Genomic DNA, 24,669 nt, shown 5'->3' with positions numbered 1-24,669 from the left:
GCGGTGGTCCCACCTGACCCCATGCCGAACTCAGAAGTGAAACGCCGTAGCGCCGATGGTAGTGTGGGGTCTCCCCATGCGAGAGTAGGGAACTGCCAGGCATCAAATTTAGCAGAAGGCCCGGTCGGAAGACTGGGCCTTTTTGCGCTGGTGCAGAAAAAGGTCGGATGCGACACTGGCTGCGTCTGATCCAGCCTACTCTTGCTTATCCGTTCTGCTTTTGCATCCACTCCACTACAAAATCAGCCAGCCCCTCAACATCATTAATATCCAGTAATGCGACATCAAGATTAAGCGGCACATCACTGGCTACAGCAATAACATGCCTGTCTATCACTAATTCTTCAGGTCGATGTCCGGCTCCATCGCGAAACAGCACAATCTTTGCGATCTCTTCATGCTTAAACCCTTCGACCAGAATCAAATCCAGCTTTGAGGTATCCATTCGACTTGCGAGAAACTGTAGATCCAGCTCTTCTTCGTCTGGTGTTTCCGTCATCAAGGCCCATCGTTGCTGGCTGGCAACGATGGTTTGTGCCGCGCCAGCCTTGCGCAGCTCATAGCTATCTTTGCCTGGCTTATCAACATCCATATCATGGTGCGTATGCTTAATCAGCCCTGGACGGATCCCTCTGGCGCATAATGCCGGGATCAGTTTTTTCAAAAGCGTAGTTTTTCCGGTACCACTCCACGCGGCAAAGGCGAGTAACGGTATCATCGTTTTTCCTGCCATCGGGCAAGCTCCTCTGGCGTATTCACGTTAACAAATGCATCTTTATGATCGCTGAAATCAACCGCATGACCGCCAGCCAGACGCATAAATGCCATTACCCGGCGTTCTCCTGCTTGCAGATATTCCAGTAATAAAGGCTCAATAGCGCGGTTTACCAGAGCAATAGTCGGGTGATCGCGTTCACCGTCATGGACCCACACGACAGGCGCATCTTTGCGCTGATGATTAAGCCGGGCTGCTAAATCAGGGGGAATGTAAGGCGTATCGCACGGGCAAAACAAAAACCACTCACCAGCTTCCTGCTGCATTACTGAAAGCATTCCTGCCAGAGGGCCTGGGTAATCCGCCAGTGAATCTTCAATCACTTTCAGACCGCTTGCCTGATAGATTTCCTGATGACGATTGGCATTAACCACGACGTGAGAGAGCTGCGTCATAAGCGCGTCAGCGACATGTTGCCATAATGGTTTGCCGTTTAATTCAAGCAATCCTTTATCTACGCCGCCCATTCGTCTGGCTTTACCGCCTGCCAGCACAACGCCTGTTATCGTCGTCATCAGATTCACCGATATCGCCTCTTTTATTGTGGGATTGACCCTGCTAACGTGTCTGTCTCAAGAGTAAGGAGCATCACTATGAAATGTAAACGTCTGAATGAAGTTATTGAATTCCTCCAGCCAGCCTGGCAAAAAGAGCCAGACCTTAACCTGTTGCAATTTTTGCAGAAACTGGCGAAAGAGTCAGGTTTTGACGGCGAACTGGCGGATTTGACGGATGACATTCTGATCTATCACCTGAAAATGCGTGATTCCGCGAAAGATGCGGTGATCCCGGGTTTGCAGAAAGATTATGAAGAAGACTTCAAAACGGCGCTGTTACGCGCTCGCGGCGTAATTAAAGAGTAAAAGCTTGTAAGCGGCGCCACCAAAATCATCGTGAAATGATATCCTTCATCATTCGTAATGTTTTCCGGATGATGGGATGAACAACAGCGCTTTTACTTTCCAGACACTACACCCGGATACCATCATGGATGCTCTATTTGAGCAAGGGATCCGGGTGGATTCCGGTCTTACCCCGCTTAACAGCTATGAAAACCGTGTCTATCAATTTCAGGACGAAGATCGTCGACGTATTGTCGTCAAATTTTATCGCCCTGAACGTTGGACAGCCGATCAAATCCTCGGAGAACATCAATTTGCGTTGCAGTTGGTAAATGATGAAGTTCCGGTCGCAGCACCTGTGGCCTTTAACGGTCAGACTTTATTGAATCATCAGGGATTTTATTTCGCTGTTTTTCCAAGCGTCGGTGGTCGCCAGTTCGAAGCTGATAATATCGATCAGATGGAAGCGGTTGGGCGTTATTTAGGGCGTATGCACCAGACGGGGCGCAAACAGCTTTTTATCCATCGCCCGACCATCGGTCTGAATGAATATCTCATTGAGCCACGCAAGCTGTTTGAGGACGCTACACTGATACCTTCCGGGTTGAAAGCGGCATTCCTGAAAGCGACAGATGAGCTGATCGCCGCCGTTACAGCGCACTGGCGGGAAGATTCCACCGTTCTGCGCTTACATGGAGACTGCACGCCGGGAATATTCTCTGGCGCGATGGTCCAATGTTTGTTGATCTGGATGATGCACGTAATGGTCCAGCTATTCAGGATTTGTGGATGTTGCTCAATGGCGATAAAGCCGAGCAGCGGATGCAACTGGAAACTATTATTGAAGCTTATGAAGAATTTAGCGAGTTCGACACCGCTGAAATCGGACTGATTGAACCTTTACGCGCCATGCGTTTGGTTTATTATCTTGCCTGGCTAATGCGGCGTTGGGCTGATCCCGCGTTCCCGAAAAATTTCCCGTGGTTAACCGGGGAAGATTACTGGCTGCGACAAACGGCGACTTTTATAGAACAGGCAAAAGTTCTACAAGAACCCCCTTTACAATTAACACCTATGTATTAATCGGAGAGAGTAGATCATGAAAAAGATTTGGCTGGCGCTGGCTGGTTTAGTTTTAGCGTTTAGCGCATCGGCGGCGCAGTATGAAGATGGTAAACAGTACACTACCCTGGAAAAACCGGTAGCTGGCGCGCCGCAAGTGCTGGAGTTTTTCTCTTTCTTCTGTCCGCACTGCTATCAGTTTGAAGAAGTTCTGCATATTTCTGATAATGTGAAGAAAAAACTGCCGGAAGGCGTGAAGATGACTAAATACCACGTCAACTTCATGGGTGGTGACCTGGGCAAAGATCTGACTCAGGCATGGGCTGTGGCGATGGCGCTGGGCGTGGAAGACAAAGTGACTGTTCCGCTGTTTGAAGGCGTACAGAAAACCCAGACCATTCGTTCTGCTTCTGATATCCGCGATGTATTTATCAACGCAGGTATTAAAGGTGAAGAGTACGACGCGGCGTGGAACAGCTTCGTGGTGAAATCTCTGGTAGCTCAGCAGGAAAAAGCTGCAGCTGACGTGCAATTGCGCGGTGTTCCGGCGATGTTTGTTAACGGTAAATATCAGCTGAATCCGCAGGGTATGGATACCAGCAATATGGATGTTTTTGTTCAGCAGTATGCTGATACAGTGAAATATCTGTCCGAGAAAAAATAATTCAATGTAAATTACATAAAGCCCGTGAATATTCACGGGCTTTTTTTATTATTTAATAAATATAAATACATTCTGATAATACATCCTGCCGCTGGACATTATTTCAGCATAAGTGGATATTCAAAGTTTTGCTGTTTTATCAGGGAATATTTATATGATACGTAAGTCAGCTACAGGTGTTATTGTTGCGTTAGCCGTAATCTGGGGTGGTGGCACATGGTACACAGGTACGCAAATTCAGCCTGGTGTCGAAAAATTTATTAAAGATTTTAACGATGCTAAAAAGAAAGGTGAACATGCCTACGATATGACGTTAAGTTATAAAAACTTTGACAAAGGCTTTTTTAATTCCCATTTTCAAATGCAAATTTCATTTGATAACGGTGCACCCGATCTCAATATCAAGCCAGGCCAGAAGGTTGCATTTGATGTGGATGTTGAGCACGGTCCGTTGCCCATCACAATGTTAATGCATGGTAATGTCATCCCAGCACTGGCAGCGGCAAAAGTGAACTTAGTGAATAATGAACTGACACAACCGCTATTTATCGCCGCGAAAAATAAATCGCCCGTGGAAGCGACATTGCGATTCGCGTTTGGTGGCTCATTCTCTACGACATTAGATGTTGCCCCTGCAGAGTATGGAAAGTTTTCTTTTGGTGAGGGCCAGTTTACTTTTAATGGTGATGGTAGTTCATTGTCTAACCTGGATATTGAAGGCAAAGTCGAAGATATTGTTCTGCAATTATCACCAATGAACAAAGTAACGGCAAAAAGTTTTACCATTGATTCTCTGACACGATTAGAAGAAAAGAAATTTCCGGTTGGTGAAAGCGAGTCGAAATTTAATCAGGTTAATATTATCAATCAGGGGGAAGACGTTGCCCAAATCGATGCTTTCGTTGCAAAAACCAGGCTGGATCGCGTTAAAGACAAAGATTATATCAATGTCAATCTGACCTACGAACTTGATAAGTTAACAAAAGGGAATCAGCAACTCGGTAGTGGTGAGTGGTCATTGATTGCTGAATCTATTGATCCCTCAGCAGTGCGCCAATTTATCATCCAGTATAACATTGCGATGCAGAAGCAGCTTGCTGCACACCCTGAGTTAGCAAACGATGAAGTTGCTCTGCAAGAAGTGAATGCTGCATTGTTCAAAGAGTATTTACCGTTATTACAACAAAGTGAGCCGACCATTAAACAACCGGTAAGATGGAAGAACGCACTCGGCGAACTAAATGCCAATCTGGATATCAGTATTGCCGACCCAGCCAAATCTTCATCATCCACAAACAAAGATATCAAATCGCTCAATTTTGATGTGAAGTTACCGCTTAATGTCGTCACAGAAACCGCAAAACAGCTTAATTTATCTGAAGGAATGGATGCGGAAAAAGCGCAAAAGCGGGCTGATAAACAAATCAGCGGGATGATGACCTTAGGTCAGATGTTTCAGTTAATCACGATTGACAACAATACCGCCCCGCTGCAACTGCGTTATACACCGGGTAAAGTTGTTTTTAACGGACAGGAGATGAGCGAAGAAGAATTTATGTCTCGTGCCGGACGTTTTGTTCATTAAAATACTCACTCGCCTCTGCTCATTCAGAGGCGAGCAAAATTTACTTGTCCTGCCGCTGTGATGACATCAACGACGTCAGAAGTCGGTCTTTTTCCTGCCACAGTGAGTTCAGCCATTGCTGAAAATGGCGCTTAAAGCTTTTGTCATTGATGTAGTCGCCATGTAACTCATCGGCAATAGGCTGTAAATCCACATGAACGACAATTCGCGTCAGTTTACCGCTTAACATATCGAAGAACGGCTGACGGTTATTGTCCGGATAACACAGCGTAACATTAAGCAGTTTATCGAATTGTTTACCCAGTACATTTAGCGCCATCGCAATGCCTGCCGCCTTTGGTGGCAACAAGTTTTGAAAAGTGGAGTGGGTTTGCTGATGTTTTTCTTGCGTGAAACGGGAGCCTTCAACGAAATTGACAATGGTGGTGGGATGCAGGCGAAACTTTTCACAAGAACGCCGAGTGGTTTCAACATCTTTACCACGTCGCTCCGGATGACGTAATAAATAAGCGCGGGAATAACGCTTCATAAACGGCATATCCAGCGCCCAGCACGCCAGGCCAAGAAATGGCACCCAGGCCAGCTGTTGCTTGAGGAAATATTTATTCATCGGAATGTGCTTACGAAACAGCACGCACAGTACGACAATATCTGCCCAACTACGGTGGTTACAAATAAGCAGATACCAGTTCTTCTTACTTAACCCTTCCAGCCCGTGAACTTCCCATTGCAGGAGTGGGTTCAGATGCAGTAATACCGCCAGACCTTCACACCAGCAATACATCATAAAATCACAAAAACGCGAAACCTTTCGCCAAATGACTGGCACAGGTAGCAATAGTTTTACAATCCCGGCAATGATGATCGGGACGGAACAAAAAATAGTGACCAAAATGGTCAATACGATACTCAGCAAAAGGGTTATCGCAGCGAGTATTCTCGTCATAATGAATTTATTCAAAAGGTTAGCCATAGACAGTGCGCTAAAGAAGCGCAAGGCGCAGATTTTAGCAGAAAACGACCCAAATAACGGATGATCCTTAAGGAGAAAAATAATTCATATCTATCCACATTAGAAAAAATCCCATTATCTCAATTATTAGGGATGGCTTTATTTTTAACTACATGAAAAACAAAGACAAACATCATACTGTAAAAAGCATGATAATAAATTAAAAGCGATGTAAATAATTTATGCACAAAGTTATCCACATGACGATTTGCGAGCGATCCAGAAGATCTACAAAAGATTTTCACGAAAAGCGGTGAAAAACTCATGTTTTTATCCTGTCTGTGGCATCCTTTACCCATAATCTGATAAACAGGCACGGACATTATGGTTCAGATCCCCCAAAATCCACTTATCCTTGTAGATGGTTCATCTTATCTTTATCGCGCATATCACGCGTTTCCCCCGCTGACTAACAGCGCAGGCGAGCCGACCGGTGCGATGTATGGTGTCCTCAACATGCTGCGCAGTCTGATCATGCAATATAAACCGACGCATGCAGCGGTGGTCTTTGACGCCAAGGGAAAAACCTTTCGTGATGAACTGTTTGAACATTACAAATCACATCGCCCGCCAATGCCGGACGATCTGAGAGCACAAATCGAACCTCTGCACGCGATGGTTAAAGCGATGGGACTGCCGCTGCTGGCGGTTTCTGGCGTAGAAGCGGACGACGTTATCGGTACTCTGGCGCGCGAAGCCGAAAAAGCCGGGCGTCCGGTGCTGATCAGCACTGGCGATAAAGATATGGCGCAGCTGGTGACGCCAAATATTACGCTTATCAATACCATGACGAATACCATCCTCGGACCGGAAGAGGTGGTGAATAAGTACGGCGTGCCGCCAGAACTGATCATCGATTTCCTGGCGCTGATGGGTGACTCCTCCGATAACATCCCTGGCGTACCGGGCGTCGGTGAAAAAACCGCGCAGGCATTGCTGCAAGGTCTGGGCGGGCTGGATACGCTGTATGCCGAGCCAGAAAAAATTGCTGGGTTGAGCTTCCGTGGCGCGAAAACAATGGCAGCGAAGCTCGAGCAAAACAAAGAAGTTGCTTATCTCTCATACCAGCTGGCGACGATTAAAACCGACGTTGAACTGGAGCTGACCTGTGAACAACTGGAAGTGCAGCAACCGGCAGCGGAAGAGTTGTTGGGGCTGTTCAAAAAGTATGAGTTCAAACGCTGGACTGCTGATGTCGAAGCGGGCAAATGGTTACAGGCCAAAGGGGCAAAACCAGCCGCGAAGCCGCAGGAAACCAGTGTTGCAGACGAAGCGCCAGAAGTGACGGCAACGGTGATTTCTTATGACAACTACGTCACCATCCTTGATGAAGAAACACTGAAAGCGTGGATTGCGAAGCTGGAAAAAGCGCCGGTATTTGCATTTGATACCGAAACCGACAGCCTTGATAACATCTCTGCTAACCTGGTCGGGCTTTCTTTTGCTATCGAGCCAGGCGTAGCGGCATATATTCCGGTTGCTCATGATTATCTTGATGCGCCCGATCAAATCTCTCGCGAGCGTGCACTCGAGTTGCTAAAACCGCTGCTGGAAGATGAAAAGGCGCTGAAGGTCGGGCAAAACCTGAAATACGATCGCGGTATTCTGGCGAATTACGGCATTGAGCTGCGTGGGATTGCGTTTGATACCATGCTGGAGTCCTACATTCTCAATAGCGTTGCCGGGCGTCACGATATGGACAGCCTCGCGGAACGTTGGTTGAAGCACAAAACCATCACTTTTGAAGAGATTGCGGGTAAAGGCAAAAATCAACTGACCTTTAACCAGATTGCCCTCGAAGAGGCCGGACGTTACGCCGCCGAAGATGCTGATGTCACCTTGCAGTTGCATCTGAAAATGTGGCCGGACCTGCAAAAACACAAAGGGCCGTTGAACGTCTTCGAGAATATCGAAATGCCGCTGGTGCCGGTGCTTTCACGCATTGAACGTAACGGTGTGAAGATCGATCCGAAAGTGCTGCACAATCATTCTGAAGAGCTCACCTTGCGTCTGGCTGAGCTGGAAAAGAAAGCGCATGAAATTGCAGGTGAAGAATTTAACCTTTCTTCCACCAAGCAGTTGCAAACCATTCTGTTTGAAAAACAGGGTATTAAACCGCTGAAGAAAACGCCGGGTGGCGCGCCGTCAACGTCGGAAGAGGTACTGGAAGAACTGGCGCTGGACTATCCGTTGCCAAAAGTGATTCTGGAGTATCGTGGTCTGGCGAAGCTGAAATCGACCTACACCGACAAGCTGCCGCTGATGATCAACCCGAAAACCGGGCGTGTGCATACCTCTTATCACCAGGCAGTAACTGCAACGGGACGTTTATCGTCAACCGATCCTAACCTGCAAAACATTCCGGTGCGTAACGAAGAAGGTCGTCGTATCCGCCAGGCGTTTATTGCGCCAGAGGATTATGTGATTGTCTCAGCGGACTACTCGCAGATTGAACTGCGCATTATGGCGCATCTTTCGCGTGACAAAGGCTTGCTGACCGCATTCGCGGAAGGAAAAGATATCCACCGGGCAACGGCGGCAGAAGTGTTTGGTTTGCCACTGGAAACCGTCACCAGCGAGCAACGCCGTAGCGCGAAAGCGATCAACTTTGGTCTGATTTATGGCATGAGTGCTTTCGGTCTGGCGCGGCAATTGAACATTCCACGTAAAGAAGCGCAGAAGTACATGGACCTTTACTTCGAACGCTACCCTGGCGTGCTGGAGTATATGGAACGCACCCGTGCTCAGGCGAAAGAGCAGGGCTACGTTGAAACGCTGGACGGACGCCGTCTGTATCTGCCGGATATCAAATCCAGCAATGGTGCTCGTCGTGCAGCGGCTGAACGTGCAGCCATTAACGCGCCAATGCAGGGAACCGCCGCCGACATTATCAAACGGGCGATGATTGCCGTTGATGCGTGGTTACAGGCTGAGCAACCGCGTGTACGTATGATCATGCAGGTACACGATGAACTGGTATTTGAAGTTCATAAAGATGATGTTGATGCCGTCGCGAAGCAGATTCATCAACTGATGGAAAACTGTACCCGTCTGGATGTGCCGTTGCTGGTGGAAGTGGGGAGTGGCGAAAACTGGGATCAGGCGCACTAAGATTCGCCTGAACATGCCCTTTTTTCGTAAGTAAGCAACATAAGCTGTCACGTTTTGTGATGGCTATTAGAAATTCCTATGCAACAACTGAAAAAAAATTACAAAAAGTGCTTTCTGAACTGAACAAAAAAGAGTAAAGTTAGTCGCGTAGGGTACAGAGGTAAGATGTTCTATCTTTCAGACCTTTTACTTCACGTAATCGGATTTGGCTGAATATTTTAGCCGCCCCAGTCAGTAATGACTGGGGCGTTTTTTATTGGGCGAAAGAAAAGATCCGTAATGCCTGATGCGCTATGTTTATCAGGCCAACGGTAGAATTGTAATCTATTGAATTTACGGGCCGGATACGCCACATCCGGCACAAGCATTAAGGCAAGAAAATTATTCGCCGTCCTGCGTTTCTTCTACAGGCTGCATCTCGCTAAACCAGGTATCCAGTTTCTGCCGCAGCTTGTCCACGCCTTGTTTCTTCAACGAAGAAAACGTTTCAACCTGCACATCACCGTTAAACGCCAGTACAGCTTCACGCACCATATTCAATTGCGCTTTACGTGCGCCGCTTGCCAGTTTGTCCGCTTTGGTCAGCAGCACCAGAACGGCGATATTGCTGTCTACCGCCCACTCAATCATCTGCTGATCCAAATCTTTCAGCGGATGGCGAATATCCATTAGCACCACCAGACCTTGCAGGCTCTGACGTTTTTCGAGGTATTCGCCGAGCGCACGCTGCCATTTGCGCTTCATCTCTTCCGGGACTTCCGCATAACCGTACCCAGGCAAGTCAACCAGACGCTTGCCGTCAGCCACTTCAAACAGGTTGATAAGCTGGGTGCGCCCTGGGGTTTTTGAGGTACGAGCCAGGCTTTTCTGGTTAGTCAGCGTGTTCAGCGCGCTGGATTTACCTGCGTTGGAACGGCCTGCAAAAGCCACTTCAATTCCGGTATCGGAAGGTAGGTGGCGAATATCAGGCGCACTCATCACAAAATGCGTCTGTTGATAATTCAAATTAGTCAAAGCGGTCGTCTCCGTCAGTCAAAGCTTTGTGGCGATTATACCTGAACTATAATAAAAGGCGGATTTTTCGGCGTGAGCGTTGTAAGTAAAAGCCATACGCTTTGTGAGACATTGCCGATAGTCTTTATGCGAAATAGCAGAGAAAATTCTGCGATGCATGTCAAATAAGCTATATAAATCAGTGAATTGCTTTTATATAAAACTCTGAAAATGTGCAAATACTGATGGCGGTTGATTGTTTGTTTAAAGCAAAGGCGTAAAGTAGCACCCATAGAGCGAGGACGCTAACAGGAACAATGACTCAGGATGAGGGTCAGGAGCGCCAGGAGGCGAAGACAGAGGATTGTCAGGAAGACAAACGTCCGGAGACGTAATTAAACGGAAATGGAATCAACACGGATTGTTCCGGCTAAAGGAAAAACAGGGTGTGTTGGCGGCCTGCAAGGATTGTAAGACCCGTTAAGGGTTATGAGTCAGGAAAAAGGCGACAGAGTAATCTGTCGCCTTTTTTCTTTGCTTGCTTTCTGTTAGATTCCGCCGCAAATCGATACTGAATAAAACGGCTAAAAGACGAACCATTATGAAACCATCATCTTCAAACTCACGCAGCAAAGGTCATGCAAAAGCGCGTCGAAAAACACGCGAGGAGCTGGATCAGGAAGCTCGTGATCGCAAGCGTCAGAAAAAACGTCGTGGTCATGCGCCGGGCAGCCGCGCAGCGGGCGGAAACACCACGTCAGGCAGCAAAGGCCAGAACGCACCAAAAGATCCACGTATTGGCAGTAAAACCCCTATTCCATTGGGCGTGACTGAAAAAGTCACCAAACAGCACAAACCGAAGAGTGAGAAACCTATGCTTTCACCGCAGGCGGAGTTGGAATTACTGGAAACGGATGAGCGTCTGGATGCGCTGCTGGAACGTCTGGAAGCAGGCGAAACCCTGAGTGCCGAAGAGCAATCCTGGGTGGATGCTAAACTGGATCGTATTGATGAGTTGATGCAGAAACTCGGCCTCTCTTATGACGATGACGAAGAAGAGGAAGAAGACGAGAAGCAAGAAGACATGATGCGTCTGCTGCGGGGCAACTAACGGATTGCCGCCGTGGGCCTTCCCGTTCTGCTGATAACCCTTCCGGTTATATGTTATCTGGTGTGGTTATTCGTTAAACTACAGCGGTTGTCGCGGCGACAAAAGTGGCTGCGCAACCGGCTGATGACCCGAAACGGGCATCCGCCGGTACGCCGTAGCCGCCAGAGACGCCATCGGAAGGAGTGAGCATGTCTGTACAGCAAATCGACTGGGATCTGGCCCTGATCCAGAAATATAACTATTCCGGGCCACGATACACCTCGTACCCGACCGCGCTGGAGTTTTCAGAAGACTTTGGCGAACAGGCGTTTTTACAAGCCGTGGCGCGCTATCCTGAGCGTCCATTATCTCTCTACGTACATATCCCGTTCTGCCATAAGCTTTGTTACTTCTGCGGTTGTAATAAGATTGTTACTCGCCAGCAGCACAAGGCCGATCAGTATCTGGACGCGCTGGAGCAAGAAATCGTCCATCGTGCACCGCTGTTCGCCGGGCGTCACGTCAGCCAATTGCACTGGGGCGGCGGAACGCGACGTATCTGAATAAAGCGCAAATCAGCCGCCTGATGAAGCTGCTGCGCGAAAACTTCCAGTTCAATGCCGATGCGGAGATTTCGATCGAAGTCGATCCGCGGGAAATCGAACTGGATGTACTCGATCATTTACGCGCCGAAGGCTTTAATCGCCTGAGCATGGGCGTGCAGGACTTCAACAAAGAAGTGCAACGTCTGGTTAACCGCGAGCAGGATGAAGAGTTCATCTTTGCACTGCTTAACCATGCGCGTGAGATTGGTTTTACCTCCACCAACATCGACCTGATTTACGGCCTGCCGAAACAGACGCCGGAGAGTTTCGCCTTTACCCTGAAACGTGTGGCGGAGCTGAACCCCGATCGTCTGAGTGTCTTTAACTACGCGCATCTGCCGACCATTTTTGCTGCTCAGCGCAAAATCAAAGATGCTGACCTGCCGAGTCCGCAGCAAAAACTCGATATCCTGCAGGAAACCATCGCCTTCCTGACGCAATCGGGCTATCAGTTTATCGGTATGGATCACTTTGCCCGTCCGGATGACGAGCTGGCGGTGGCCCAGCGTGAAGGCGTGCTGCATCGTAACTTCCAGGGCTACACCACTCAGGGCGATACCGATCTGCTGGGGATGGGCGTTTCCGCCATCAGCATGATTGGCGACTGCTACGCGCAGAACCAGAAAGAGTTGAAGCAGTACTATCAGCAAGTGGATGAACAAGGCAATGCGCTGTGGCGTGGTATTGCGCTAACGCGTGATGACTGTATTCGCCGCGATGTGATTAAGTCGCTCATCTGCAACTTCCGTCTGGATTACGCCCCTATTGAGAAACAGTGGGATTTGCACTTCGCTGATTACTTTGCGGAAGATCTCAAGCTGCTCGCCCCGTTAGCAAAAGATGGGCTGGTGGATGTGGATGAGAAGGGAATACAGGTGACGGCGAAAGGTCGCTTGCTGATCCGCAACATTTGCATGTGCTTTGATACCTATCTGCGCCAGAAAGCGCGGATGCAGCAGTTCTCACGGGTGATTTGAATAGTGAATGGCGCTTCGTTTACAAAGTAGAAAACGAAAGCGCCATCAATGTGCTGAGAACAAGATTGCCTGATGCGCTACGCTTATCAGGCCTACAAAACCTGTTGAAAATATTGCTTTTGTAGGCCGGATAAGGCGTTCACGCCGCATCCGGCATGAACAAAGAGCACTTCATCAGCAATCTGAAACTCAACTAAACAGCCCAATCATTGCGGCACACAGCACGGCAGCAACGGCAGTTTGCGGTGTGTGGCTGTCAACTGCGCCACTCGATACCAGATTAATTATTGATTCCAGCATAATGACTCTCCCCGTTTTCCGGGCAGATCATACTGAACTTATCGGAACAGTAAAGCGTAAAATACCAGCAATTTGCGCTCAATAATCAATCTTTACACACAAGCTGTGAATCACTCCATCCCCAGCTCTTTTAACTTACGCGTCAGGGTGTTGCGGCCCCAGCCGAGTAGCCGCGCCGCTTCCTGTTTATGCCCCTGCGTATGTCGCAACGCGGTCGTCAGTAACGTCCGCTCCAGCTCTGGCTGCGCTTCGGAAAGCAGATTTTGATGACCGGAACGCAGCGCTCTGTCTGCCCACTGCGCAAGAAGCGTCGCCCAGCTGTCCGGTTGCATTTGCGAAGTACTCTCCGCAACCGTTGATTCAAACAGTTCGCCGGGCAAATCCTGAATCAACACTTCCTGCCCGGCGGCCATCACCGTTAGCCAGCGGCAGGTGTTTTCCAGCTGGCGCACGTTGCCTGGCCACGCCAGACGCGTCAGAGCAGTTTCGGTTTCCGGATGCAGTAACTTCGCTTCTACGCCCAGTTCGCGCGCGGCAACCTGTAAAAAATGGCGCGCCAGACGGGGAATATCTTCCCGACGTTCGCGCAGCGGCGGCAGATGAACGCGGATAACGTTTAGGCGGTGGAACAGATCCTCACGGAACTTACCTTCCTGCACTCGCTGTTCGAGATTCTGGTGAGTGGCAGCGATAATCCGCACATCCACTTTCACCGGCGCATAGCCGCCAACGCGGTAAAACTGACCGTCTGCCAGCACGCGCAGCAAACGCGTCTGCACATCCAGCGGCATATCACCAATTTCGTCGAGGAATAATGTACCGCCATCGGCCTGTTCAAAACGCCCCTGACGAATGGTATTCGCGCCAGTAAACGCGCCTTTCTCGTGGCCAAACAGTTCTGATTCGATCAAATCTTTTGGGATAGCTGCCATATTCAGCGCGATAAACGGCGCTTTGGCGCGCGGACTGTGGCGATGCAGGGCATGAGCGACCAGTTCTTTACCGGTGCCGGATTCGCCGTTAATCAGCACGCTAATAGAAGAACGCGAAAGCCGACCGATAATACGGAACACGTCCTGCATGGCTGGCGCTTCGCCGATGATATCGGTCGTTGGGCCGTTAAGCTGAATATTACGCGGCTGCTGCTGTTCCTGGTAATGACTGATAGCGCGCTCAACCAGCGCCACGGCTTCGTCGATATCAAACGGTTTGGGCAGATAATCAAACGCCCCTTGTTGATAGGCGCTGACGGCAGCATCCAGATCGGAATGTGCGGTCATAATGATGACCGGAAGCATTGGATGGCGCTGTTTAATCTGCTTGAGCAGCGCCAGCCCGTCCATTCCCGGCATACGGATATCTGAAAGCAGCACATCCGGCGTTTTGCTCGCCAGCGCCTCCAGTACTTCCGCGCCGTTCTCAAATGTCGTACAGGTTAAACCCGCTCCAGCGAGCGCACGTTCAAGCACCCAACGGATGGAACTATCGTCATCGACTACCCAGACTATCCCTCGTTGCATAAACGTCACCTTTATTTCCTGATAGGCAGGTAAACCGAGAACTCGGTATGACCTGGCCAACTGGTAAATTCAATTTTGCCTGAATGCTGATCAATCAAATTACGGGCGATGGATAAGCCAAGCCCGGTGCCACCTTCGCGGCCGCTGACCATCGGGTAAAACAGCGTATCCTGCAAATGAGGCGGAATGCCCGGCCCGTTATCTTCCACATCAATCCGCGCCGCCAGCCGGTAGCGCTCGCCGTGTAAGGTCAGTTGAAACGCGGTGCGGGTACGCAGAATGATTTCACCGCCTTCCGGCCCCAGCGCCTGTAGCGCATTGCGCACAATATTCAGCAAGACCTGTTCAATTTGATCCGGGTCGTGCGCCAGTTCCGGCAGGCTGGGATCGTAATCACGAATCAACCGCACGTTGTCCGGCAGTTCCATCGACACCAGCGTTACCACGCGTTCAGCCACTTTGTGAATACTTTCGGTAACGCGCGTACCGGGCAGCTGCGGCCCCAACAGACGGTCGACCAGATTTCGCAGCCGGTCCGCCTGTTCGATAATCACTTTGGTATATTCGAGTAGTGATGGGTCAGGTAACGCTTTGCTGAGCAGCTGCGCCGCGCCACGTAAACAGCCAAGCGGATTTTTAATCTCATGTGCCAGGCCGCGCACTAAATCACGGGCAGCAACCTGCTGGGCGTGCTGTAGCTGTTCCTGACTTAAGCGGCGCTGGTTATCCATCGGAGCCATCTCCAGCAGGATCATGCCGTCCGGCATACGCTGGGCCGTCACAGAAAGGATATGCGAGCGCCCGTCGATGACCAGCGTCACTTCGTTATCGGTAAAACCTTGCCCCGCCTCCAGACTTTCTTGCATCAGCTCGATATTTAATGAGAAGTAGCTCAACAGTTCCGGTAACGGTGTACCAAACAATTTGCGGGAGCTTTGGGCGAGCAGTTGTTGCGCGGCAGGGTTGGCGTAATGGATCTCCAGGTTGTCATCGATTAACAAAATACTGTTAATCAGCGAGTTGAGGATCTGCCCAGCATCGGGCTGCGTGCCTGTTGCCATAAAGCAGTCTCCTGAACAGGTTGCACCATTTTAGTGCATTATAGCTTTTTACGGATAAAAAGCGCGAAGCATCAGAGAATTGACGGAGAAAAAAGCCCATGCAGAGATGGGCTGAAAGTTTCCACGGCAACTAAATCCCGGCGTTGTTGCGCCGGGTAGTACAACTTCAACTATTAGACGCTGTAGTACAGCTCAAACTCTACCGGATGCGGAGTCATACGCACGCGGTCATCTTCTTCGCGACGCAGAGCGATGTACGCATCAATTGCTTCGTCAGTGAACACGCCACCGGCTTTCAGGAACTCGCGGTCCAGATCCAGTTCGTTCAGTGCTTCTTCCAGAGAGCCTGCAACCTGTGGGATCTCTTTCGCTTCTTCTGGCGGCAGGTCATACAGGTTTTTGTCCATGGCTTCACCCGGATGGATCTTGTTCTTGATACCATCAAGACCGGCCATCAGCAGGGCAGCAAAGCACAGGTACGGGTTAGCTGCCGGATCCGGGAAACGTACTTCGATACGACGTGCTTTCGGAGAAGAAACCACCGGAATACGGATAGACGCAGAACGGTTACGCGCAGAGTAAGCCAGCATTACCGGTGCTTCATAGCCCGGGACCAGACGCTTATAAGAGTTGGTGGTCGGGTTTGCCAGGGCGTTAATCGCTTTAGCGTGTTTGATTACGCCGCCAATGTAGTACAGCGCCTGCTCAGACAGACCTGCGTATTTGTCGCCTGCGAACAGGTTAACGCCGTTTTTAGACAGAGACATGTGGCAGTGCATACCGGAGCCGTTATCACCGAACATCGGTTTTGGCATAAAGGTCGCGGTTTTACCGAAGCGGTGCGCTACGTTGTGCACAACATATTTGTAGATCTGAATTTCGTCAGCTTTTTTGGTCATGGTATTGAAGCGGGTAGCCACTTCGTTCTGACCAGCAGTCGCTACTTCGTGGTGATGGGCTTCAACCACCAGACCCATCTGTTCCATCACCAGACACATTTCAGAACGAATATCCTGAGCCGAGTCTACCGGTGGAACCGGGAAGTAACCGCCTTTCACTGCCGGACGGTGACCTTTGTTACCACCTTCGTATTGGGTGGAGGAGTTCCATGCGCCTTCGATATCGTCGATAGCAACGTGGGAACCGGAGATAGATGATCCGAAACGGATGTCATCGAACAGGAAGAATTCAGGTTCTGGCCCGAACAGTACGGTGTCGGCAATGCCAGTGGAACGCAGGTAATCTTCGGCGCGCTTCGCAATGGAGCGCGGGTCACGGTCATAGCCTTGCAGGGTGCCAGGTTCAAGGATGTCGCAACGGATAATCAGGGTGGAGTCGGCGAAGAACGGGTCAATCACTGCGGTGGATGCGTCTGGCATCAGCACCATGTCGGACTCGTTAATGCCTTTCCAGCCGCCAATCGAGGAGCCGTCAAACATTTTGCCTTCTTCGAAGAATTCAGCATTCACCTGATGAGCAGGGATAGTGACGTGCTGTTCTTTACCTTTAGTATCGGTGAAGCGCAAATCAACAAACTTCACTTCGTGCTCGTTCAGCATCGTCAGTACGTGTTCAGCGGACATACTTTAACTCTCCTGGATTGGTCATGGTCGTCGTGGTAACGAAATCTGCAATTATTTTGGCCGTGTCGCCGTAAAAAAGATAAAGCGAAATCTGTGCCAACTTTTAAATTGCCCCTAAAAGGCGTTATCATGCGCACCATCGTGCAAAAGGGCTGCACCACGATGTGAATGTTGCACCAATATAGTGCTTCAATGGAAACATTAAGCACCATGTTGGTGCAATGACCTTTGGATAACCCTTTTTATGCTCCGTGAAAGCGATCACAAAGGGACTCTGCAATACTTGTTTGCGGAGGATGTTTGTGATCCTGTTTTGTAGTGCGATTAATCCGTGTACAATAACGCGCTATTTCTAATGCCTGAGGCAAAGTTGTGATCGAAAAATTGCGTAATATCGCCATCATCGCGCACGTAGACCATGGTAAAACCACCCTGGTAGACAAGCTGCTCCAACAATCCGGTACGTTCGACTCTCGTGCCGAAACCCAAGAGCGCGTGATGGACTCCAACGATTTGGAGAAAGAGCGTGGGATTACCATCCTCGCGAAAAACACCGCTATCAAATGGAATGATTACCGTATCAACATCGTTGATACCCCGGGGCACGCCGACTTCGGTGGTGAAGTTGAACGTGTAATGTCCATGGTAGACTCAGTGCTGCTGGTGGTTGACGCATTTGACGGCCCGATGCCGCAAACGCGCTTCGTAACCAAAAAAGCGTTTGCTTACGGCCTGAAGCCGATTGTTGTTATCAACAAAGTTGACCGCCCTGGCGCGCGTCCTGATTGGGTTGTGGATCAGGTATTCGATCTGTTCGTTAACCTCGACGCGACCGACGAGCAGCTGGACTTCCCGATCGTTTACGCTTCTGCGCTGAACGGTATCGCGGGTCTGGACCACGAAGATATGGCGGAAGACATGACCCCGCTGTACCAGGCGATTGTTGACCACGTTCCTGCGCCGGACGTTGACCTTGACGGTCCGTTCCAGATGCAGATTTCTCAGCTCGATTACAACAGCTATGTTGGCGTTATCGGCATTGGCCGCATCAAGCGCGGTAAAGTGAAGCCGAACCAGCAGGTCACTATCATCGATAGCGAAGGCAAAACCCGCAACGCGAAAGTCGGTAAAGTGCTGGGCCACCTCGGTCTGGAACGTATCGAAACCGACCTGGCGGAAGCTGGCGATATCGTTGCGATCACGGGCCTTGGCGAACTGAACATTTCTGACACCGTTTGCGACACGCAAAACGTTGAAGCGCTGCCGGCACTCTCCGTTGATGAGCCGACCGTTTCTATGTTCTTCTGCGTTAACACCTCGCCGTTCTGCGGTAAAGAAGGTAAGTTCGTAACGTCTCGTCAGATCCTGGATCGTCTGAACAAAGAACTGGTACACAACGTTGCGCTGCGCGTAGAAGAAACCGAAGACGCTGATGCGTTCCGCGTTTCTGGTCGTGGCGAACTACACCTGTCTGTTCTGATCGAAAACATGCGTCGTGAAGGTTTCGAACTGGCGGTATCCCGTCCGAAAGTTATCTTCCGTGAAATCGACGGTCGTAAACAAGAGCCATATGAAAACGTGACTCTGGACGTTGAAGAACAGCATCAGGGTTCTGTAATGCAGGCGCTGGGCGAACGTAAAGGCGACCTGAAAAACATGAATCCAGACGGTAAAGGCCGCGTACGTCTCGACTACGTGATCCCAAGCCGTGGTCTGATTGGCTTCCGTTCTGAGTTCATGACCATGACTTCCGGTACTGGTCTGCTGTACTCCACCTTCAGCCACTACGACGACGTACGTCCGGGTGAAGTGGGTCAGCGTCAGAACGGCGTACTGATCTCTAACGGTCAGGGTAAAGCGGTCGCGTTCGCGCTGTTCGGTCTGCAGGATCGCGGTAAGCTGTTCCTCGGTCACGGTGCAGAAGTTTACGAAGGTCAGATTATCGGTATTCATAGCCGCTCTAACGACCTGACTGTAAACTGCCTGACCGGTAAGAAACTGACCAACATGCGTGCTTCCGGTACTGACGAAGCCGTTGTTCTGGTTCCGCCTATCCGCATGACTCTGGAACAAGCTCTGGAGTTCATCGATGATGACGAACTGGTAGAAGTGACTCCGACCTCTATCCGTATTCGTAAACGTCACCTGACGGAAAACGATCGTCGTCGCGCCAACCGCGCACCGAAAGACTATTAATTTCGTTTTTTAGTTATAAAAAACTGCCATCGCTGGCAGGTTTTTTTTGCTTATGGAAAACAAAATCCGCTGAAATTCCCAGCGGATTTTCCGAAATTTCAATTTCAGGATACTTCTTGCTCGGCAACCACCAGTTCAACATTCTCTTCACTTAACAACTGGCAGAAAGAATTGGGAGGCGGGGCATCAGTAAAAAAAGCCCTGACATTCCGTGCATTGCCAATTGAAACGGCAGCAGACGCGGCAAACTTCGTATGATCGGCCACTAACAATGTATTCCGCGCATGTTTAATCATCGTTCTCGCGACTAACGCTTCATTTACATCAAATTCCAGTAGGGTGCCGTCATGTTCAATGGCACCTATACTGGTGATTAAATAATCTGCGCGGAAGCCTTCAATAAAATCCACGGCTCCTGGGCCGATAATCCCGCCGTTATGAGCGCGTAAAGTGCCTCCCGGCACCATCACTTCAATATCCTGATTCTTATAAAGAATCTGTGCCACACGTAGGCTGTTAGTGATAATGCGTAAATCACGCCGGTTGAGTAATGCCCTGGCAACGGCTTCTACGGTTGTACCGATGGTGATAAAGACGGTACAGCGTTCGGGAAGGTAATCGGCGACTGCCTCAGCGATCGCCCGTTTCTCGGCGGTGAGCGAAAGTTCCCGTTGCTCAAAAGCGGTATTCATGACGCTGGAGACGCGCCCGGCCCCTCCATGATGACGGGTGATCAAGCCCTGCTCACTGAGTTTTCGGATATCCCGGCGCACGGTTTGCGTTGAAACATCCAGCAGTTGTGCCAGTTCTTCAATATTCATATAACCGCGTTCTGCGATTAGATGAACGAGTTGGTCATGGCGTGGATTACCTGTCACTTCGATGATACTCATGAATACTCCCTTGCCCCTCCTCGGTAGATGTTTACCATTTTACGCATAAAGTGACAAAAATGATTCGGTTTGCTCACGATTAGGAATGCCGGCCCGACCGCCAGGCTGGGTACATTTCATCGCGGCAACCGCACTGGCAAAACGAATAGCCTCTTTTGTTGGCATTTTTTCTGCCAACGCTACCGCGAGTGCGCCGTGAAAAACATCGCCTGCTCCAGTGGTATCAACCACATTGACAGAAAATGCCTCCTGTTGACACAAATGACCATCTTCAATCCACAACGATCCTTCAGAACCCAGCGTAACATACACTTTACCTGCTGTTTGTGTCGTTGCCTGGAACAAACCTTCTTCAGGTGACTGCAGGCCAGTCATGCGTTTCAGCCCTGGTGTTGAGAACACGGCGTGATCGGCAAGCGCGACAAGTGGAGAAATATCCTGCGGTGTCATATCGGCGTCTAAAAGCGTTGTCACACCCGCAAGGCACGCTAGCGAGAATGCTTTTTCAGTACCGCTATGCCAGCGAACATCGGCCAGAATCAGATCATAACGAGAGAAATCGATCGCTTCTAACCATTCGGCATCAGTACCGAGATCAGGACTTGGATAATTAACGATAATCCGTTCGCCATGCTGATCAACGAGGATCGCTGATTGCGACGAACGGGCGTTAGGATATCGGCGGCAAAATGCGGTATTGACGCCCCAACCCTCAAGTTCTGCAAGTAAGGTATTTCCACAACTGTCATCGCCGACGCGACCGATGAAATCAACCTCCACGCCAAGCTTTGCGATTGCAACAGCGGCTGTTGCTGCCGGGCCGCCACCAATCTCAAGATAATGATTTGCCTGATATTTCCCGCCGCCCTCCGGCAGAGTGGGCAAAGAATAAATTCTGTCCTGAACTGTGATACCCACGCATGCAATTCTGGTCATATTTGTCTTGTCCTGTTTAATTTTGTCGTCTTTGGTCAATTTAAATGACGCAAATGATCAAATTAGTGATGCGTGTCGTGTTTTTGAACATAAATTACAAATATGCTCAAAAAAAGACGAAAACGAATTTTCAATTGTCATTATTTTGTCAATGTCAGACAGGAGAGTATTCATGGCAACCATTGCATTTCTCGGGCTGGGGCAGATGGGTAGCCCAATGGCTAACAATCTATTGCAAAAAGGGCATTCATTGCAGGTATTTGATGTCAATGCACAGGCCGTCGATGCGCTAGTTACGCAGGGGGCCACTGCGGCACAAACCCCAGCGGAAGCAGCAGCAGGCGCTGAATTTATCATCACTATGCTTCCCAATGGTGACATTGTTCGACAGGTTCTGTTGGGGAAAAAGGCGTCTGTGAGGCTGTTTCATCTGACGCGTTATTGATTGATATGTCGACTATTCATCCCTTACAGACCGATGCATTAATACGGGAGTTACAAGAAAAAGGCATCAGTATGATGGACGCTCCCGTGGGCAGAACGTCCGTGAATGCGATTGATGGCACATTGCTGATTTTAGCGGGTGGCACTGATGAGCAGATTGCACGTGCACGCCCGATTCTTATGTGCATGGGTAATGAGCTGGTCGAGGCTGGGCGGCCCAGGAATGGGGATCCGCGTGAAGCTAATTAACAACTATATGAGCATTGCGCTTAATGCGCTGTCCTCCGAGGCCGCTGTGTTATGTGAGTCACTGGGATTAAATCTTGATGTCGCAATTAAGGTGATGAGTGGTACGGCAGCAGGGAAAGGACATTTTACGACCACCTGGCCTGGCAAAGTGCTGAAAGGCGATCTTTCACCCGCCTTCATGGTGGATCTGGCGTTGAAAGATCTGCGTATTGCAGTTGACGTCGCTCGGGAGACGGGGGCACCGCTCAATATGGGGATTGCAGCAGAAAGTTATTACGCTGCAGCAAGTCAAGACGGCAAAGGGCGGCAGGACTGGAGTGCCCTGCTAAATCAGGTTCGCCAGCAGGCTGGTCTTTAATTTTATCTATTAACAGGAGTTTCTATGTCATCCCACTTCACCCCATTTACGCTGAAAGATATCTCCCGCCCAGGTGGTGGATTTGCCATGTTAGCTGTCGATCAGCGTGAGGCCATGCGCTTGATGTTTGCGGCAGCAGGGCAGCCAAAACCCATCGCCGACAGTGTACTCACCGATTTTAAAGTTGCCGCGACCCGAATCCTTTCTCCTTATGCTTCTGCCGTTCTGGCGGATAAACAATTTTGTCTTGAGCAAATAGTCGAGCAGGGCGCTGTTGCTAATTCTTGCGGCCTGATTGTCGCTGCCGATCTTTTTATCCCAGGTAATGGCATCCCGGTTGATAGCGTTGAAATAGATATGTCCGTCGACCCGCATAAAGCCCGTGAAATGGGGGCTAAGGCAATGAAATTACTTGTACTCTGGCGTGAAGATGAACCCGCAGAGGAACGTCTGGCAATGGTTGATAAATTTGTTCGTCGCTGCCGTAGTGCCGGGCTGGTGAGCATTATTGAACCTGTGGTGCGTCCACCTCGTCGCGGTTGGGACTTTGATCGTGAAAGCGCCATTGTTGCCGCCGCCGCAGAGCTTGGTGGAACAGAGGCTGATCTTTACAAAGCCGAGATGCCATTAGGGGGCAAAGGCGATGAAAAAACCTTACTTGCCGCCTGTCAGCAACTTAACGATCAGATGAAGATGCCGTGGGTAATTCTTTCTTCTGGCGTTGATGCCGATATTTTTGGCCGTGCAGTAAGTATTGCCATGAAAGGTGGTGCGTCGGGCTTCCTGGCTGGACGAGCGGTTTGGGCGTCGGTTGTTGGTGCACAAGATCCACAAACTATGCTGCGCGATGTCTCTGTTCCTCGTTTACAACGGTTGGCAGAAATTGTCGATGAAGGTATCGCGCAACGCTAATCCCCTATGGATATCGATTCTGGAGAATAACAATGGATAAAATTACCCAGGTTTTATTTTCAGATATTGGGAAAGTCACCACTCAATATGTTGAAGTACCACACCAGGAACTTAAACCGCACGAAGTGCGGATTGCGCCTGTGTTCTATGGGATATGCGGTTCGGATCTGCATGTTCTGAAAGGCGGTCATCCGTTTGCCAAACCACCTGTCGTCCCCGGTCATGAAATTGCAGCGCGCGTTACGGAAGTTGGCAGCGACGTTAAAAATGTACAGCCGGGCGATCATGTTGTGGTCGATCCCATCATGGCTTGCATGGAATGCCGAGCCTGCAAAGCAGGACGTTTTAATCTTTGTGAACCACCGCAGGTTGCTAGTTTTCGCGCACCGGGCTTTGCTCGCTCACAACACATTGTTCCTGCGCGTAATTGCCATGTCGCACCAGCCTCTTTACCGCTAAAAGTGTTGGCCTTTGCCGAACCGGCGGCTTGTGCCCGTCACTGCGTTAACCGAATGCCGAAAGCTTCTCTGGAAAGCGTACTGGTAATTGGTGCCGGAACGATAGGCTTATCCATCGTGCAGGCACTGCGCATTATGGGGGCAGGTAAGATTACCGTGATTGAACCTGACGCTGCCAAACGCGCGCTGGCGTTAAAGCTGGGCGCAGCAGAAGTTTGGGCACTAGGTGAGCTGGCCGCAGATGTGCGATTTACGGGGGCGATTGATGTCGTTGCAGCGCAGGCCACGCTTAACGATGCATGTACCCGTGTATATGCCGGAGGCACCGTCGTGTGCATGGGCGTACCAAGTGGGCCGCGTGAAATACCATTACCGATGATGCAACGTTTCGAGCGTGACTTGCTCAACTCTGGCATGTACATCCCTGAAGATTTCGATGCTGTTATCGAATGGCTGGCGGATGGGCGGTTTGATACCAGTGAACTGGTTACCGATTTATTTGCCATTGAGGATGCAGCGGCGGCATTTGAACGCGCGCAGCAAAATGACTCCATAAAGGTCATGCTGCAATTTGCGCCGGAATGATTTTCTAAATCTCTGTCTGGCGCTGCGTCACGTCAGCGCCACCCTACAACAATTAAAAAGGACACTGCGATGAGTCAAATCACCAGTCCTGCAACTTATTCAATTAGTCGGCCACAGGACGTAATTGATATTGTTGGATTTGCCCCTATATTTCCAGACATCTGTTATCACTTAACCCATTACAAGCCCGCTGCCGCAGATATTCCCGTGGCGAGCGATAACCCAGCGCACTATGCGGATGCCATTCGTTATAATGCTCGAACGCCTCTGCAAGGTTCTTTGCTGCCGTTAACCCGTCTGGTTTGGGCATGATACTGATGTAGTCACGCTTTATCGTTTTCACGAAGCTCTCTGCTATTCCGGTAATGACTCCAACTTATTGATAGTGTTTTATGTTCAGATAATGCCCGATGACTTTGTCATGCAGCTCCACCGATTTTGAGAACGACAGCGACTTC

Annotated in this window: 20 protein-coding genes, 1 rRNA gene and 5 pseudogenes; 14 read left to right on the top strand and 12 right to left on the bottom strand. The window is 49.9% G+C overall.

Annotated elements, in window-relative coordinates; translation table 11 throughout:
- Positions 1–101: ribosomal RNA gene (gene rrf / locus BFF42_RS18755) — 5S ribosomal RNA — on the top strand; the annotation flags it as partial.
- A 104-nt stretch (positions 102–205) separates the two neighbouring features.
- On the opposite strand, the gene mobB is transcribed toward rrf, so the two are convergent.
- Both mobB and mobA read right to left on the bottom strand, forming a co-directional pair.
- Positions 206–733: a molybdopterin-guanine dinucleotide biosynthesis protein MobB gene (gene mobB, locus BFF42_RS18750; RefSeq protein ID WP_000907622.1), complete on the bottom strand. Its 528-nt coding sequence runs from the start codon at positions 731–733 to the stop codon at positions 206–208.
- Positions 715–1,299: a molybdenum cofactor guanylyltransferase MobA gene (gene mobA, locus BFF42_RS18745; RefSeq protein WP_001052179.1), complete on the bottom strand. Its 585-nt coding sequence runs from the start codon at positions 1,297–1,299 to the stop codon at positions 715–717. The genes mobB and mobA overlap by 19 nt, the downstream gene beginning before the upstream one ends.
- A gap of 69 nt (positions 1,300–1,368) precedes the next feature.
- Between mobA and BFF42_RS18740 the strand changes: the two genes are divergently transcribed.
- The 4 genes and pseudogenes from BFF42_RS18740 to BFF42_RS18725 all read left to right on the top strand — a co-directional run bounded on the left by BFF42_RS18740 (position 1,369) and on the right by BFF42_RS18725 (position 4,928).
- Positions 1,369–1,638: a YihD family protein gene (locus BFF42_RS18740; RefSeq protein WP_004987701.1), complete on the top strand. Its 270-nt coding sequence runs from the start codon at positions 1,369–1,371 to the stop codon at positions 1,636–1,638.
- A gap of 76 nt (positions 1,639–1,714) precedes the next feature.
- Positions 1,715–2,700: pseudogene (gene srkA / locus BFF42_RS18735) on the top strand (stress response kinase SrkA).
- Between the two features lie 16 nt (positions 2,701–2,716).
- Positions 2,717–3,343, top strand: coding sequence for a thiol:disulfide interchange protein DsbA (dsbA, locus tag BFF42_RS18730; protein ID WP_000725337.1), 627 nt, complete (start codon positions 2,717–2,719; stop codon positions 3,341–3,343).
- A gap of 154 nt (positions 3,344–3,497) precedes the next feature.
- A complete protein-coding gene (locus tag BFF42_RS18725; protein ID WP_012421361.1) occupies positions 3,498–4,928 on the top strand; it encodes a YdgA family protein in 1,431 nt (476 codons plus the stop codon).
- Between the two features lie 40 nt (positions 4,929–4,968).
- Here the strand turns inward: BFF42_RS18725 and BFF42_RS18720 are convergent, their stop codons facing one another.
- Positions 4,969–5,901 carry an acyltransferase gene (locus BFF42_RS18720; RefSeq protein ID WP_024258682.1) on the bottom strand — a complete coding sequence of 311 codons (933 nt, stop codon included), beginning with the start codon at positions 5,899–5,901 and terminating at the stop codon, positions 4,969–4,971.
- Between the two features lie 363 nt (positions 5,902–6,264).
- On the opposite strand from BFF42_RS18720, the gene polA reads away from it, so the two are divergent.
- Complete coding sequence (gene polA / locus BFF42_RS18710; RefSeq protein WP_000250006.1) at positions 6,265–9,051, top strand: DNA polymerase I; 2,787 nt, start codon at positions 6,265–6,267, stop codon at positions 9,049–9,051.
- A 165-nt stretch (positions 9,052–9,216) separates the two neighbouring features.
- On the top strand, positions 9,217–9,264 hold the full coding sequence (gene spfP / locus BFF42_RS28615; protein ID WP_071892919.1) for a small protein SpfP: 48 nt from the start codon (positions 9,217–9,219) through the stop codon (positions 9,262–9,264).
- Between the two features lie 168 nt (positions 9,265–9,432).
- Here the strand turns inward: spfP and yihA are convergent, their stop codons facing one another.
- Positions 9,433–10,065 (bottom strand): ribosome biogenesis GTP-binding protein YihA/YsxC, encoded by a 633-nt coding sequence (yihA, locus tag BFF42_RS18705; RefSeq protein WP_000183349.1) that lies wholly within the window; start codon positions 10,063–10,065, stop codon positions 9,433–9,435.
- Between the two features lie 296 nt (positions 10,066–10,361).
- On the opposite strand from yihA, the pseudogene BFF42_RS27910 reads away from it, so the two are divergent.
- The 3 genes and pseudogenes from BFF42_RS27910 (at position 10,362) to hemN (ending at position 12,716) form a co-directional block, all read left to right on the top strand.
- A pseudogene (locus tag BFF42_RS27910) lies at positions 10,362–10,528 on the top strand (hypothetical protein).
- A gap of 117 nt (positions 10,529–10,645) precedes the next feature.
- Positions 10,646–11,155 (top strand): Der GTPase-activating protein YihI, encoded by a 510-nt coding sequence (gene yihI / locus BFF42_RS18700; protein WP_001295266.1) that lies wholly within the window; start codon positions 10,646–10,648, stop codon positions 11,153–11,155.
- 188 nt (positions 11,156–11,343) lie between these two features.
- Positions 11,344–12,716 (top strand): annotated as a pseudogene (gene hemN / locus BFF42_RS18695) (oxygen-independent coproporphyrinogen III oxidase).
- A 189-nt stretch (positions 12,717–12,905) separates the two neighbouring features.
- On the opposite strand, the gene BFF42_RS18690 reads toward hemN, so the two are convergent.
- The 4 genes from BFF42_RS18690 to glnA form a co-directional block, all read right to left on the bottom strand.
- A complete protein-coding gene (locus tag BFF42_RS18690; RefSeq protein WP_000893994.1) occupies positions 12,906–13,016 on the bottom strand; it encodes a YshB family small membrane protein in 111 nt (36 codons plus the stop codon).
- Positions 13,017–13,126: 110 nt separating this feature from the next.
- On the bottom strand, positions 13,127–14,536 hold the full coding sequence (glnG, locus tag BFF42_RS18685) for a nitrogen regulation protein NR(I) (protein ID WP_012421606.1): 1,410 nt from the start codon (positions 14,534–14,536) through the stop codon (positions 13,127–13,129).
- Between the two features lie 11 nt (positions 14,537–14,547).
- A complete protein-coding gene (glnL, locus tag BFF42_RS18680; protein ID WP_000190583.1) occupies positions 14,548–15,597 on the bottom strand; it encodes a nitrogen regulation protein NR(II) in 1,050 nt (349 codons plus the stop codon).
- Positions 15,598–15,770: 173 nt separating this feature from the next.
- On the bottom strand, positions 15,771–17,180 hold the full coding sequence (glnA, locus tag BFF42_RS18675; RefSeq protein ID WP_001271717.1) for a glutamate--ammonia ligase: 1,410 nt from the start codon (positions 17,178–17,180) through the stop codon (positions 15,771–15,773).
- A 372-nt stretch (positions 17,181–17,552) separates the two neighbouring features.
- Between glnA and typA the strand changes: the two genes are divergently transcribed.
- Positions 17,553–19,376 carry a ribosome-dependent GTPase TypA gene (gene typA, locus BFF42_RS18670; RefSeq protein WP_000570670.1) on the top strand — a complete coding sequence of 608 codons (1,824 nt, stop codon included), beginning with the start codon at positions 17,553–17,555 and terminating at the stop codon, positions 19,374–19,376.
- Positions 19,377–19,480: 104 nt separating this feature from the next.
- On the opposite strand, the gene BFF42_RS18665 is transcribed toward typA, so the two are convergent.
- Together BFF42_RS18665 and BFF42_RS18660 are read right to left on the bottom strand one after the other, a co-directional pair.
- Positions 19,481–20,269: a DeoR/GlpR family DNA-binding transcription regulator gene (locus tag BFF42_RS18665; protein WP_000022286.1), complete on the bottom strand. Its 789-nt coding sequence runs from the start codon at positions 20,267–20,269 to the stop codon at positions 19,481–19,483.
- Positions 20,270–20,308: 39 nt separating this feature from the next.
- Entirely contained in the window at positions 20,309–21,205 is an 897-nt protein-coding gene (locus BFF42_RS18660) for a sugar kinase (protein WP_001318158.1), read from the bottom strand.
- 172 nt (positions 21,206–21,377) lie between these two features.
- Between BFF42_RS18660 and yihU the strand changes: the two are divergent.
- From yihU to BFF42_RS18645, 3 genes and pseudogenes are all read left to right on the top strand, one after another.
- Positions 21,378–22,256, top strand: a pseudogene (gene yihU / locus BFF42_RS18655) (sulfolactaldehyde 3-reductase).
- A gap of 24 nt (positions 22,257–22,280) precedes the next feature.
- Positions 22,281–23,168 carry an aldolase gene (locus BFF42_RS18650; RefSeq protein ID WP_000094544.1) on the top strand — a complete coding sequence of 296 codons (888 nt, stop codon included), beginning with the start codon at positions 22,281–22,283 and terminating at the stop codon, positions 23,166–23,168.
- Positions 23,169–23,200: 32 nt separating this feature from the next.
- Positions 23,201–24,211, top strand: coding sequence for a zinc-dependent alcohol dehydrogenase (locus BFF42_RS18645; RefSeq protein WP_000357972.1), 1,011 nt, complete (start codon positions 23,201–23,203; stop codon positions 24,209–24,211).
- A 145-nt stretch (positions 24,212–24,356) separates the two neighbouring features.
- Here BFF42_RS18645 and BFF42_RS18640 read toward each other — a convergent pair.
- Together BFF42_RS18640 and BFF42_RS18635 are read right to left on the bottom strand one after the other, a co-directional pair.
- Positions 24,357–24,572, bottom strand: a pseudogene (locus tag BFF42_RS18640) (integrase core domain-containing protein); the annotation flags it as partial.
- Between the two features lie 15 nt (positions 24,573–24,587).
- Positions 24,588–24,662, bottom strand: a complete 75-nt coding sequence (locus tag BFF42_RS18635; RefSeq protein WP_001554537.1) for an IS1 family transposase — start codon at positions 24,660–24,662, stop codon at positions 24,588–24,590.
- Between the last annotated feature and the right edge of the window lie 7 nt (positions 24,663–24,669).

It is taken from the genome of Shigella sp. FC1661 (genome assembly GCF_001712525.1).
Lineage (GTDB): Bacteria > Pseudomonadota > Gammaproteobacteria > Enterobacterales > Enterobacteriaceae > Escherichia > Escherichia coli.
The sequence above is the reverse complement of the archived record's forward strand: the minus strand, read 5'-3'. Positions and strand labels throughout refer to the sequence as shown.

Coding starts and splice junctions, on each gene's coding strand:
- dsbA (WP_000725337.1), top strand. CDS start 2,717: ATGAAAAAGATTTGGCTGGCGCTGGCTGGTTTAGTTTTAGCGTTTAGC.
- BFF42_RS18665 (WP_000022286.1), bottom strand. CDS start 20,269: ATGAGTATCATCGAAGTGACAGGTAATCCACGCCATGACCAACTCGTT.
- BFF42_RS18740 (WP_004987701.1), top strand. CDS start 1,369: ATGAAATGTAAACGTCTGAATGAAGTTATTGAATTCCTCCAGCCAGCC.
- glnA (WP_001271717.1), bottom strand. CDS start 17,180: ATGTCCGCTGAACACGTACTGACGATGCTGAACGAGCACGAAGTGAAG.
- mobB (WP_000907622.1), bottom strand. CDS start 733: ATGGCAGGAAAAACGATGATACCGTTACTCGCCTTTGCCGCGTGGAGT.
- BFF42_RS18645 (WP_000357972.1), top strand. CDS start 23,201: ATGGATAAAATTACCCAGGTTTTATTTTCAGATATTGGGAAAGTCACC.
- BFF42_RS18720 (WP_024258682.1), bottom strand. CDS start 5,901: ATGGCTAACCTTTTGAATAAATTCATTATGACGAGAATACTCGCTGCG.
- BFF42_RS18690 (WP_000893994.1), bottom strand. CDS start 13,016: ATGCTGGAATCAATAATTAATCTGGTATCGAGTGGCGCAGTTGACAGC.
- glnL (WP_000190583.1), bottom strand. CDS start 15,597: ATGGCAACAGGCACGCAGCCCGATGCTGGGCAGATCCTCAACTCGCTG.
- BFF42_RS18725 (WP_012421361.1), top strand. CDS start 3,498: ATGATACGTAAGTCAGCTACAGGTGTTATTGTTGCGTTAGCCGTAATC.
- glnG (WP_012421606.1), bottom strand. CDS start 14,536: ATGCAACGAGGGATAGTCTGGGTAGTCGATGACGATAGTTCCATCCGT.
- yihI (WP_001295266.1), top strand. CDS start 10,646: ATGAAACCATCATCTTCAAACTCACGCAGCAAAGGTCATGCAAAAGCG.
- BFF42_RS18660 (WP_001318158.1), bottom strand. CDS start 21,205: ATGACCAGAATTGCATGCGTGGGTATCACAGTTCAGGACAGAATTTAT.
- polA (WP_000250006.1), top strand. CDS start 6,265: ATGGTTCAGATCCCCCAAAATCCACTTATCCTTGTAGATGGTTCATCT.
- BFF42_RS18650 (WP_000094544.1), top strand. CDS start 22,281: ATGTCATCCCACTTCACCCCATTTACGCTGAAAGATATCTCCCGCCCA.